A 12,627-nucleotide genomic window follows, 5' to 3' on the forward strand; every position below is an offset into this window, starting at 1 on the left:
GAAAACAATTGTCCTTGATTTTTGTCCTTGAACTTGAATTTTTAAAACATATAAGTCATTTAAGTTTTAAAGTTTAGTTGTTTTGAGATTAAAAGTTCATAAAAGATTTTTTTGATTTTTCAAATTTCTTCAATCTGTGTTCCAAAAAAAGAGAATAGATGTAAGAAGTTAGAAAATAGATTTTGAACTTGATTTTTGAATTTGAACTTGATTTTGATTTTTTTGCTCGCAAAGACGCAAAGACGCAAATTTTAAAACTTTGTGCTACTAATCTGTAAACTGCGACTGCGACTGAAAACTTAAAACATTGGAATTTAATTAATGAACACATCAAAATATTTTTTTCAAGCTCTCGTTGTTACTGTTTTGGCAGCGGTAAGTTTTATTGGTTTCAAAAGTGTGCTTCCAAAAAAGATTTTTTCGGAAACGGGATTACCATCTAAAAATGTGGTGGTGGATAGTTTGCTTTTAGATGCTTTAAATGACGCTGATGCATTAGTTACCAATGATACCATTGCCAATGAAAAAATCCATTTTACTAAAATTGATGGTATTCAATTTCCAACCGAAACTTTTGAAGATTTTAAAGGATTCCAATATCTAGTTCCGTTTTATGAAAAATTACTACAATTGGAAACCGAGCAAAAAGGGAAAGTTCGTATTGCGTATTTTGGTGATTCCATGACGGATGGCGATATGATTGTGCAAGATTTCAGAACTTTATTTCAGCAAAAATTTGGTGGAAAAGGGGTTGGTTTTGTAAATATTACTTCCGAATCTGCGGCTTCACGAAGTTCGTTAGTTCATGAATTTTCGCCCAATTGGAAAACCCAATCGTATTTAAAAATCAAATCGCCTTCGCATCCTTTTGGAGTAAATGGTCATGTTTTTTATGCCAATGATAGTCTAAATGCAGCTTGGGTGAAATTCAAAGCCAATAAAATCCGATTTGCCACGGAATTAAATGAACCCACATTATTTTACGGAAGATCTAAAAATAAAGAAGGGAAAATAAAAGCAGTTATTGGAACAGATACCATTTCCAAAAAATTAAACCCAAATCAAAAACTGAATTTGCTCAAAATTGTAGATGCAAATCCTGCTGCTATGAAAGTCTATTTTAAAGAAGCCGATAGCATTCCTATTTATGGCTTCAATTTTGATGATGGAAAAGGAGTTCACGTGGATAATTTTTCTAGTCGCGGAAATTCAGGTTTACCGTTATCGACTTTCAATGTGGATTTGATGCATGATTTTCAGGAGCAATTGAGCTACGATTTAATCATTTTGCATTACGGAACTAATGTGTTGAACTACGGTTCGTTGAATTACAATTGGTACGAAAAGCGCATGAAAAAAACAGTCGAACATTTGAAAGCGTGTTTTCCTAGTGTAACTATTTTAGTGGTTTCTACTGCTGATAAAGCTACCAAATACGATTTAGAAATGAAAACCGATTCCGCTGTAGTTCCATTAACGACGGCGCAAAAACGGTATGCAATTGCTTCCGAAAGTGGCTTTGTGAATTTATTTACGCTAATGGGTGGTGATGGTTCCATGATACAATGGGTGGAAGAAACACCAGCCAAAGCCAATAAAGATTACACACATTTCAATTTTAGAGGAGCCAAAGAAGTAGCCAATATGTTGTATAACCAAATTAATGAAGGTTACCAACAATACAAAGTGTTGAGAAGTAAAAGAAAAATTAAACCCAAAGTAACCGCAAAAAAAGACAGCGTTTCCTTTACAAAAGACAGTGTTCATGAAGAATAAAATTTTTCTTTTTTTCTTTTTTATTACCCAATTACTTTTTGCACAAGTGGATTCATTGGCTGTAGATTCATTGGAAGTCAATTTCAATGAAGTTATAATTGATTCGGTGGTAGTGGATTCCATCGAAGTGACTACTTTCCAAAATCAAATTAGTAATGCCGAAGCAATTAAAAAATTCTACCAAAAACTACAGCAATTAGAAGTACAAAAAAACTGTAAATTAAGAATTGTTCACATTGGCGATTCGCATATTCAAGCGGATTTGTTCACGGGAAAAACACGAAGTTTGCTCCAACAAAAATACGGAAACGGCGGTTTGGGGTTCACATTTCCTTACAATTTGGCCAAAACTAATGGCAGTCATTACATAAAATACAACGCTACAGCATCATTTGAAAGCTACCGAAATATTTATTCAGATTCTACAAAACCTGTTGGATTAAGCGGAATTGCGTTATTTACAACTACCAAAGATGTTGCGATTGAATTGCAAGTTCGTGATAAGAATTTTGTTTTTAACAGCTTGAAATTGGTCATGCCAAAAAACCAACGTTTGTTTGATGTCGCCATAACTTCCAAAGAGATTATCATGGAATCTAGCGTTCCAAAAACGATAACACACAAAATCAAATCAGGTGAAGCGCTTTCTATTATTGCTTCGAAATATGGTGTTTCCGTTTCGGCTATAAAAAAGGTAAATGGTTTGAAATCGAATAACATTCAAGCGGGAAAAACCTTGCGAATTCCTTCCAATGAACTCGAACCTAAGAAAATTGTTCGTTCCGAATTTCAACCTTTGACTTTGTTTGAAGATGTTGCCTCTCAAAATTACTACAGTCAAGAACCGTTGGATAAAATATTTTTAGTTTCCAATGCTGAAGCTTCGAGCTATGCTTTAAACGGTTTGATATTGGAAAATAATGAATCAGGAATTGTGTATAGCGCCATCGGAGTAAATGGAGCCAAAGCTTCAGATTACAATCGTTTTCCAGAATTTTATCAGCAATTACAAGCTATTGAAGCGGATTTGGTAGTGATTTCTTTGGGAACCAATGAAAGTTTTGACAAGCAAAATTCGACGATTTATTTTGACAATTTACAAAAAATGATAGCAGGAATTCGAGCTAAAAATCCTTCGGTAGAAATTTTAGTGGTAACGCCACCGCCATCATTGTTTAAAAGAAAATTTCCGAATACATTTGTGGCCGATTACGCTAAAGTAATTCAGGAGAAAGCCAGCGAAAATAATTATGCGGTTTGGGATATGTTTCAAGCTTTGGGCGGACTTTTCAATGTAAACAGAAATTTTAGCAAAGGCTACATGTCGAAAGATAAAGTGCATTATTCAAAGTTGGGCTACGAGAAACAAGCCGAACTCTTTTTTGAAGCTTTGGAATACAATTACGAACAATTTAAATCTGCACAATAGTTTTGAAAAGTTTGTTTTTGCTTCTGAATTCCTTGCAATCGCTTTTTACGGATGTTTCTTTAGAAACCATTCAAAATTGGTTTATTTACAATCCAAAACAACCGCTTTTGTTCAATAGTGCTTTGTTTTTGGGCTTGTTCATTATATTCTATTTTATTTATATTTTATCGAGAAAAACGCATTATTTCCGTATTACTTATGTGGTTTTGTTTTCGTTGTTTTTCTATTATAAATGTAGTGGTATTTACTTTTGGTTGTTGGTTTTTTCTTCGGTTGTTGATTATTCGTTATCGCGTTTGATTTATGCTGAAGTAGTTCAGTTTTATCGCCGCTTTTATCTAATCTTGAGTTTGACCATCAATTTGGGAATGTTGGCGTATTTTAAATATACCAATTTCTTCATCGACAATTTCAATGGTTTGTTTAGTGGAAGTTTGGCTTTTGAAGACATCTTTTTACCCATTGGAATTTCGTTTTACACCTTCCAAACGTTAAGTTATACGATTGATGTGTATCGAAAAGAATTAGAACCTACGAAAAGCTTTATGGATTTCTTGTTTTTCGTTTCGTTTTTCCCGCAATTAGTAGCTGGACCTATTGTAAGAGCAAGTGATTTCATTCCGCAGATTTATGAAAAATTACGACTGACCAAAGAAGATTTCAACAAAGCACTTTTCTTGATAATTGGCGGTTTGTTGAAAAAAGCGGTTATTTCTGATTTCATTTCGACCAATTTTGTTGATCGCGTTTTTGATGCGCCCAATAGTTACACAGCATTTGAAAATTTAATGGCTTCGTATGGTTATGCGATCCAAATTTACTGCGATTTTTCAGGTTATTCTGATATGGCTATTGGTTTAGCTTTATTGATGGGCTTCAAGTTGCCACCCAATTTCCGAACGCCATATCAATCAGGTTCTATTACGGAATTTTGGAGAAGATGGCACATTTCCTTGTCGAGTTGGTTGCGCGATTATTTATACATTTCCATGGGCGGCAATCGAAAAGGAAACCTTCGTACCTATTTCAACTTATTCATGACCATGTTTTTAGGCGGATTGTGGCACGGAGCTTCTTGGAAATTTGTGTTTTGGGGCGTTTTACATGGAATGGCATTGGTAGTAGAAAAATTCTTTGGTCAATTTATTAAGTTACCAAAAAATGCTTTTATTCGAATCATTCAAGTGTTCTTGACGTTCCATTTTGTGGTGTTTTGTTGGTTGTTTTTTAGAGCCAAAGACTTTGCCACCGCATTCCAAATAGCCGAAAATATTACCAAAATTCAATTCAATTTAGAGCAGTGGCAAACGATTGTTTTGGGTTACCAAAATGTATTTTTATTATTATTGATTGGATTTATTTGGCATTTTTTACCGCAATCCGTTACCGATTTTAAAGAACGTATTTTTGGGAAATTACCATTTTGGGCAAAAGCTATCGTTTTAGGTTTTGTATTTTGGATTGTCTATGCAACTGCTTCCGCTGGAACACAACCGTTTATTTATTTCCAGTTTTAGAATTTAATTGCTACATTGTTGGCATATTTTTAATTGATTAAATTAGTCTAATGTTTACTTATTAAGTTTGCTATGAAAAAAATAATTTTACTTGTCATTTTGTATTCATTAAATGTTCAATGTCAAATTTTTGATAGTCCTTATCCTGGATATCGATTTTCGAATTTTGATAATACGCCAGCCTCTGATTTAGCAAAAGCGGTCAAGGAGGAAAATATAAAGAAGATTACTAAAATTATTAAAGTCAATCCTGAGCTTATTGAATATCAAGACCCAATATGGGGTATGAATTTACTTTGTTTGTCAATTGTTAACAACAAAAGGGAAGCATTTAAAACGTTACTAGCTAATGGTGCTAATGTTGATGGTGTTTGTGGTAAAAGAGACGTTACCACTCCGTTAATTGCTGCAATTAATTATTTAGATAACTGTGATGCTTTTTTTGTTAAGGAATTATTGAAGAATAATTGTGATGTAAATCTGAAAGCTGTTACAATTAATGAAAAAGGATTGATAGCTGAGGATTTACCATTATTTTCATCGGTAGATGCTAGGACTAATAAAGGTGAAGTGTGTACGGAAATAAGTAAAATAATAATAAATAATGGGGCCAATTTAAATGCTACTATACAACGTTTTCCCTATAAAAAGCCTTTTACAATAGTTGATGTATCTCTCAAGTATTTAGACTTTGATTTGCTTTTGTATCTGTTTAGTGAAGATAAAATTGAAATTCCTGAATTCATTGAGCATGAAACTATAGAAGGTATAACTAAAGTAGATTTTATAGAGTATTTAAATTTTGATAAATTTACTAATGTAGGTTCTTCTGAATTTCAAATTAAAAGAGAGAAATTGATTGAATTGATTAAGGAGAGACAAAAATAGTAGTAAGTCTCATTCTAAAATCAGTTTACAATAATACTTCTATGATTTTACATTTAGTATAAACTCATTTTAAAAAATATTTACAGTTTTAGTATATGTAACCATTGTTACATTTATATCCCAATTATATTGCTAATTTTGAAGATATTTCAAAGTTATGAAAAATTTTTTCCTTTTAATTGCTGTATTTATTTTTGCTAGTTGCCAAAAAGAGAAAAAAGAATTTCAACCCATTCCAGTTGAAGAAAGCGTTATTGCTACTAATGAACACGAAGGCAAAAAACTCATGGAAACGCATTGTTATTTGTGTCACAGTCCAAATGCAGTCGAAAATGAAGGAAGAGTTGCACCGCCAATGATTGCCATAAAAGCTAGATACATTGATAAAGAAGGGTATACTAAAGAGGAATTTATTGCAGCTGTTGCTTTATTTGTAGAAAATCCAACTGAAGAAAAAGCAGTGATGTATGGAGCGCTTAAAAAACATGGTTTAATGCCCAAGCAAGCTTTTCCAGAAGGAAGTGTAGAAAAAATAGCCGATTTTATGTTCGACTATCAAATTGAAGAGCCAACTTGGTTTAAGGAGCATTGGGAAGGACATGGGAATGAAAATTGGACACAATCTGGAAAACCTTATAAAGTTACTGAGAAAGAAAAAACGTATGCTGACATTGGTTTAGAATATGCTTTAGGAACCAAAAAACTATTGGGTAAGAATTTAATGGAATCGATTCAGCAAAAAGGGACTTTAGAAGCTTTAGCTTTTTGTAATCATCAAGCTATTCCGTTAACTGATAGCATGGCAACCAAATATAACGCAACAATTAAACGCGTTTCGGATAAAAATCGAAATCCTAACAATAAAGCGAATGCAGAAGAATTGAAATATATTGCTCAATTCAAAAAAGACTTGGCTACTAAACAAGAAATTAAACCTGTTGTAATTGAAAAAGGAGATAAAATTCAGTTTTATTATCCCATTGAAACCAACACCATGTGTTTGCAATGCCATGGAAAACCGGAACAAATCCAACCCGAGGTTCGAACCAAAACGTTGCAATTGTATCCTAAAGATTTAGCTATTGGATATAGTGAAAATGAAGTTCGAGGGATTTGGAGTATTACTTTTAAAAAATAATTTGGTAATTGGTTATAGGTAATTGGCTATAGGTAACATCTATTCTCCAATTACCCATCACCCATTACCCAATACCAAAGTAAAAATGACAAAAAAAGCATATATCATCACAGGAATTGGAGTCGTAGTTGGACTTCTAGCAGGCTATTTGTATTATCAAGAAATTGGTTGTTTGAGTGGGACTTGCGCTATCACATCAAAACCATTGAACAGCACTTTATATGGTGGTTTGATGGGCGGATTATTGTTTAATTTATTTGTTACCTCTAATAAAAAGCAAGATAAATGAAGCAATTTTGGAACGAGCGCTATGCGGAAAGTAATTTTGCCTATGGAAAAGATTGTAATCTGTTTTTAAAAGAAAACTTACATTTTTTACCAAAAGGGAAAGTACTATTTGTTGCTGAAGGCGAGGGAAGAAATGCCGTTTTTGCTGCAAAAAATGGATTTGAAGTTAGCGCATTTGATTATAGTGAATCAGGAAAACAAAAAGCATTTTTGTTAGCGAATGAAAACGGTGTTCCCATCGATTATTTGGTATCGGATGTTTTGGAATTACCTTATGAAAAAGAAATTTTTGATGGTTTAGTGTTAATATTTGCCCATTTTCCAGCTGAAATTAGAAAACATGCGCATTTAAAATTGCTTGAACTACTAAAACCAGGAGGTAAAATTTTATTTGAAGCTTTTGGAAAAGAACAACTGAATTATACTTCGGGTGGACCAAAAGATATTGATATGCTTTTTTCGGAAGAGGAAGTTAAAAATGAGTTTCCAGATGTTGTAATTACTAGTTTATCAACTGAAAAAATAGTGTTAGATGAAGGGCTCTTTCATCAAGGTGAAGGAGTTGTTGTTCGATTTATTGGAACAAAAAAATAACCTCAAGTGAAAGCTTGAGGTTATTTTTTTATTAAAACTTATAATTTACAAATAGTGTAAAATTTCGACCAGGTTCTGTAATGGGTGTTCTTCCAAAATCAGGTTGGTTGTTAAATGCAAATGTAAGGTGATTGTTATAATATTGATCAAAAACATTTAATACTGCACCACCAATTGAAAGGTTTTTTAGTGGAGAAAATCCGGCTTTAATATCCATAACTTCATAACCTGGAGTTGCAATCTCATCAAAACTTTGTGAGATTTTAGGTTGTCTTGCGGTTAAATTATATTGAACAGAAGCCCAGAATTTTTCAGTTTCATACCCTAATTTAAAACGAGTTTGTAAGGGTGGAGTTAATGGAAGATTTTCATTAAAATCTTTATTTTCCGTGTAAACGTAAGCTAATTCGGTTAAAAAATTAAAATGATTGTACAACTTAACATCTAAATACGTTTCAAACCCTGTCTTCATAGCATTATCGATGTTTCTGAACACTTTAGGGTGAATTGGAGGTGTTGTAGGGTTGTATTTTCTAATTAAAGTTTCATCAACCACGCCTAAAATGTAATTTTCATAAATAGAATAATAGGTTGCTATTCCATAATTGATTTGGTTAATAGTTTTTCCTTCAAAGAATTTTTTTCCGTTAAAGCTAATTTCAAATTGGTTATTGACTTCCGCTTTTAAATTTGGATTCCCCACGTATTCGTATGGATCTCTTCCAATATTAAAAAAAGCTATAAATCGTTCTTCAATTGATGCGGAACGAGAGCCTCTACCATAAGAAATTTCTACTGTTTTGTGATTTGGTAAATACTGTTTAAAAGAAATGTTGCCACTGTAATTGGTTTCGTTTCGTTTTTCAAGATTTGGATATAAAGCTGCAAATGTTGGATCTAAATCCTCTGCATTTGAACTTACAAAGTCTAGTCTTGATCCAAGAGTCAAACTAGCTTTTTCGGTAATAAAATAGCGAGCTTCTAAAAACGCTCCCAAAGTATTGGTATAACTGTCTTGCCAAATTTTATCTTCAAAAGCCAATGGAGTAGGAAGTAAAACACCCATCATATTTCTTTTTACTAATCGGTTTCTATTTCCTTCTCTACTTAATGCAACAAAATCTGTTCCTCCAAAAAGTTTCCAATTTGTTCCCAGATTCCATTCTGATTCTAATTTACCACCAAAAGTAGTTGCATCAACAAGTGCAATAGCTTCAGAATTAGTAAAAGAAGGTCTTCTGTAATTGCTCATGATATGATCTACAAAAGAATAATATATTTTGGCATGTAAGCCTTTGAAATAATTGTTATTACTGGTTAACTTATAATCCAAACTGCCAATAGTACTGTCATCTTTATCGGTATCCATTGGTAAACCTGCATGTAAAACATCTCTACCAAAATTTTGTCTGAAACTAGCTTGCAAACTGTTTTTTTCGTTAAAGTCGTAACCAAATTTAAGTCCATAACCTGTATTTCTGAAAGATGACGGAATTTCATTTTGGTTTCCATCTTCATAATTACCATAATCGCGATAACTTAAATTTCCAGCTATGTAAAATTTATTTATTCTACTCATCAGATTTATCATATTTACCGATGAATTTCCGTTACTTTCATAACCTGATGAAATGCTTCCTTGTATTTTTTTATTAGCCAGTGTACCCGTTTGTGTTACCATATTAATTACTCCACCAAAATTGGTTCCATATCGTACAGAAAATGGGCCTTTTATGATTTCGATTCGGGTAACTTCTTCTGGGTTTACCAAAGTAGTAATAGGATCCATACGATTAGGACAAGCATGATAGGCTTTTGTTCCACCGTCGTATTGAATATTTAATTGTTCGTATTGTGATGCCCTGAAGCTGGGTTCAACAGCATAATTTCCTCTTTTAATTAAGGAAAAACCATTGATGTCTTCAAAAAGTTGTCCTGAGTTTTTCGGTTGAACCACTTTGTTTTGATAATCAGACTTTATTATTACTTGAGCAGGATCTTTTCTTATGTCTCCTGAAACAATTACTTCTTTTAATGGGGTTACTTTTATACTGTCTGAGGGTATTTCTACTTGGGCATTTACCATAGCACAAAGCCGTAGCAATGCTATAATGACTATTTTTTTCATTTTTATATATTGTTATTGTTGCTGTTATTTTTAACTTAAAAACAATATATTTTGAGGAGGATGAAATAGTTTGGTAGTAAAAATAGCGTTGTATCTATTTAGATAAAAAGCGTTTATTTTTTTATTTTTTGTTAAATAGTAAACAAATGGGCTTACTGCTTTCGTTTCTTGATAAAATAAAATTTCAACAGGGAAGCTTCTGTTTTCTGATTTTTCAGATTGTAAAGGTTTGTTAGACTCTGAAGTTTTTTCGATTTCTTTGTTTAAATGACATTTACCATTACATTTTAATTCAGGTTTACTTTTGTTGGAGCAATATTTCTCTGTAAATGCTTTGTTGTTTGTGGTGAACTCTACTACCAAATAAGAAAACTTCATAGTTTGAAAAAACATAGAAACTATTACAATAAGCGAAAAAATATGTAAAGCAGTTGTTTTCAACACGAAATTTAAAGAGGTACAAAATTACGTCAAATTCTGTTAAGTTAAGTAATGTTTGTTACATATAAAGTCATTTAATGAAGTTACTTTTACCTTTATTTTTTTATTATGAAAAAGCTTCTCTTTACTAATTGGCATCTTATGCGTTGGGTTCGACTAATTTTAGCTTTTGCTATTGCATTTCATGCTATCACGACTGAAAATTATTTCTTTTTATTTTTTGCATTATTCTTTTTAATTCAAGCAGTTTTTGACACTGGTTGTGGTTCGAAAGGATGTAATACAACTAATTCATAGATTGTTGTTATGTAACAAATGTTGCTGTAAATCATTTCTATAGGCTTTAAATTTGGTTTATTAAAACCAGAAATAATGTCAAAAATAGTTGTTTTAGGAGCTGGTATTGCAGGACATACCGCAGCCGCTCACTTAAGAAGAAAACTTTCCAAAGACCACGAAGTAGTAGTGGTTTCTCCCAATAGAAATTACCAATGGGTTCCTTCTAACATTTGGGTAGGAATTGGAAGAATGCAACCTAAAGATGTTATCTTTCCTTTAGAACCTTTATATAAAAGAAAAGGTATTGGTTACAAACAAGCGAAAGCTATATCCTTTCATCCGGAAGGAGATATTACAGAATCTAAACCTTATATTTTAGTGGAGGGTGTTTTTGGCAATAACCTAGGGAAACAAGAAAAAGTTACTTACGATTATCTAATCAATGCGACTGGTCCAAAACTTGCTTTTGATATGACCGAAGGTTTGCATCCAGGAACTAATAAAGTGTTCTCGGTATGTACTTATGATCATGCAGAACACGCATCGGAAGCGCTACATAAATTAATTGACCAATTGAAAAAATCGGATAAAAAATCTAAAATTTTAATTGGAACAGGTCATGCTAAAGCGACTTGTCAAGGTGCGGCTTTTGAATATATTTTAAATGTTGAAAAGGAATTGCAAAAATTTGGCGTTCGTGATAAAGCTGAAATCACTTGGATTTCAAATGAATTTGAATTAGGTGATTTTGGAATGGATGGTATGCTGATGGATTATAATGGCTTCAACATGAAATCCAAAGATATGGTGGAGATGATTTTTGAAGATAGAGGCATTAAATGGATTTTGGGAGCTGGCGTTACAAAAGTGGAAGATGGGGTAGTACATTATGAAAATTTAGAAGGCGAATATAAATCGGAAACTTTTGATTTTGGGATGTTGATTCCTGCATTCTCAGGACATGGCTTTCAAGCGTTTGATAAAGATGGACAAAATATAACCGAAAAATTATTCAGAGGTTTTATGGTAGTGGATGCCGATTACACTCCAAAACCATATGAAGAATGGGCAGTTCAAGATTGGCCTGAAACCTATCAAAACCCAAGTTATAAAAATATTTTCGCACCAGGAATTGCCTTTGCACCGCCTCATTCTATTTCGAAACCAAGAAAAAGTAAAAATGGAACAGAAATCTTTCCATCGCCACCTAGAACTGGAATGCCATCGGGAATTACAGCAAAACTAGTTGCGGATAATATTATTGATTCTATAAAAGCAGGAAAAGAATCATTGCATCACAAAGGTTCATTAGGAAATATGGGTGCCGCTTGTATTGCTTCGGCAGGTTATGGCATGACGCAAGGTAGTGGCGTAAGTATTACTACATATCCTATTGTTCCTGATTATAAAAAGTATCCTGATACTGGAGGAAGAGATATCAATAAAACCTTTGGTGATATTGGTTTGGCTGGACATTGGGTGAAATTAGCCTTGCATTATGCATTTATCTATAAAGCTAAAATGAAACCTTTTTGGTGGTTAATTCCTGAATAGTTAGTTAAGTATAAAGAACCTTTTACCAATTACCCAACACCTAATACCTAAAAAAAATGACACAAAGAATATCCAATTCTCAAAAGAGGAAAATGCAAAATCCAGTTATTCAGTTTTTTAAGTTCATTTATTTGAATATTAGAATTTTAAAAATTGTAGCTGGTGTACATGGTGGGACAAGATAAAAATATGTTAGCCGTTCATTCTTATGTAACATTTGTTACACAGTAATTTAAATTTTAAAATACATTTGTAATAAGTAACGCAAAAATGAAAAAAGTAATTTTTATATTTATAGTGTATGTTGGGCTATTAACTGTGCTTCCTTCAGTTAGAGCCTTGAAAGCCTATTTAATTTCATCTTGTGTTACGGAAAAATCTTGTGAAACAAACTCAAATTCAGGTTGCGAAACTAGTAATTTTATAATGAGTTTAAGCTTTAATGCTTTGCAATACATAAATGTTCAAACCATTTACGATTCAATATTTGTATTCGATTTGTTATTGGATAAAATAAATTTATTACCCCAAAATACCGCTATAATATTAGGTTTTAAATCAGCAATTTGGCATCCTCCAAAATTGTAAGTTTTTG

Annotated in this window: 13 protein-coding genes; 11 read left to right on the forward strand and 2 right to left on the reverse strand. The window is 32.6% G+C overall.

Annotation, left to right across the window (positions count from 1 at the left end; translation table 11 throughout):
• Positions 1-321 precede the first annotated feature (321 nt).
• From DPN68_RS03290 to DPN68_RS03320, 7 genes are all read left to right on the forward strand, one after another.
• Positions 322-1,776, forward strand: coding sequence for an SGNH/GDSL hydrolase family protein (locus tag DPN68_RS03290; RefSeq protein ID WP_113988169.1), 1,455 nt, complete (start codon positions 322-324; stop codon positions 1,774-1,776).
• Complete coding sequence (locus DPN68_RS03295; protein WP_113988170.1) at positions 1,766-3,205, forward strand: GDSL-type esterase/lipase family protein; 1,440 nt, start codon at positions 1,766-1,768, stop codon at positions 3,203-3,205. Before DPN68_RS03290 ends, DPN68_RS03295 begins: the two co-directional genes overlap by 11 nt.
• Positions 3,206-3,222: 17 nt before the next feature.
• Entirely contained in the window at positions 3,223-4,722 is a 1,500-nt protein-coding gene (locus tag DPN68_RS03300) for an MBOAT family O-acyltransferase (protein ID WP_193477828.1), read from the forward strand.
• 72 nt (positions 4,723-4,794) lie between these two features.
• Positions 4,795-5,610, forward strand: coding sequence for an ankyrin repeat domain-containing protein (locus DPN68_RS03305; protein ID WP_113988171.1), 816 nt, complete (start codon positions 4,795-4,797; stop codon positions 5,608-5,610).
• Between the two features lie 157 nt (positions 5,611-5,767).
• Positions 5,768-6,748 (forward strand): c-type heme family protein, encoded by a 981-nt coding sequence (locus tag DPN68_RS03310; protein WP_113988172.1) that lies wholly within the window; start codon positions 5,768-5,770, stop codon positions 6,746-6,748.
• A gap of 85 nt (positions 6,749-6,833) precedes the next feature.
• Entirely contained in the window at positions 6,834-7,037 is a 204-nt protein-coding gene (locus DPN68_RS03315) for a DUF6132 family protein (protein ID WP_113988344.1), read from the forward strand.
• Entirely contained in the window at positions 7,034-7,630 is a 597-nt protein-coding gene (locus tag DPN68_RS03320; RefSeq protein WP_113988173.1) for a class I SAM-dependent methyltransferase, read from the forward strand. The genes DPN68_RS03315 and DPN68_RS03320 overlap by 4 nt, the downstream gene beginning before the upstream one ends.
• A gap of 31 nt (positions 7,631-7,661) precedes the next feature.
• On the opposite strand, the gene DPN68_RS03325 is transcribed toward DPN68_RS03320, so the two are convergent.
• Complete coding sequence (locus DPN68_RS03325) at positions 7,662-9,758, reverse strand: TonB-dependent receptor domain-containing protein (protein WP_113988174.1); 2,097 nt, start codon at positions 9,756-9,758, stop codon at positions 7,662-7,664.
• A 30-nt stretch (positions 9,759-9,788) separates the two neighbouring features.
• Positions 9,789-10,136 (reverse strand): hypothetical protein, encoded by a 348-nt coding sequence (locus tag DPN68_RS03330; RefSeq protein ID WP_133256558.1) that lies wholly within the window; start codon positions 10,134-10,136, stop codon positions 9,789-9,791.
• A 171-nt stretch (positions 10,137-10,307) separates the two neighbouring features.
• On the opposite strand from DPN68_RS03330, the gene DPN68_RS03335 reads away from it, so the two are divergent.
• From DPN68_RS03335 to DPN68_RS03345, 4 genes are all read left to right on the forward strand, one after another.
• Positions 10,308-10,496: a hypothetical protein gene (locus DPN68_RS03335; protein WP_113988176.1), complete on the forward strand. Its 189-nt coding sequence runs from the start codon at positions 10,308-10,310 to the stop codon at positions 10,494-10,496.
• 75 nt (positions 10,497-10,571) lie between these two features.
• Positions 10,572-12,032, forward strand: coding sequence for an NAD(P)/FAD-dependent oxidoreductase (locus DPN68_RS03340; RefSeq protein ID WP_113988177.1), 1,461 nt, complete (start codon positions 10,572-10,574; stop codon positions 12,030-12,032).
• A 56-nt stretch (positions 12,033-12,088) separates the two neighbouring features.
• Positions 12,089-12,217: a hypothetical protein gene (locus DPN68_RS13355; RefSeq protein WP_262510098.1), complete on the forward strand. Its 129-nt coding sequence runs from the start codon at positions 12,089-12,091 to the stop codon at positions 12,215-12,217.
• 85 nt (positions 12,218-12,302) lie between these two features.
• Positions 12,303-12,620 carry a hypothetical protein gene (locus tag DPN68_RS03345; protein WP_113988178.1) on the forward strand — a complete coding sequence of 106 codons (318 nt, stop codon included), beginning with the start codon at positions 12,303-12,305 and terminating at the stop codon, positions 12,618-12,620.
• Positions 12,621-12,627: the final 7 nt, after the last annotated feature.

The organism is Flavobacterium tibetense (assembly GCF_003293845.1).
GTDB lineage: Bacteria > Bacteroidota > Bacteroidia > Flavobacteriales > Flavobacteriaceae > Flavobacterium > Flavobacterium tibetense.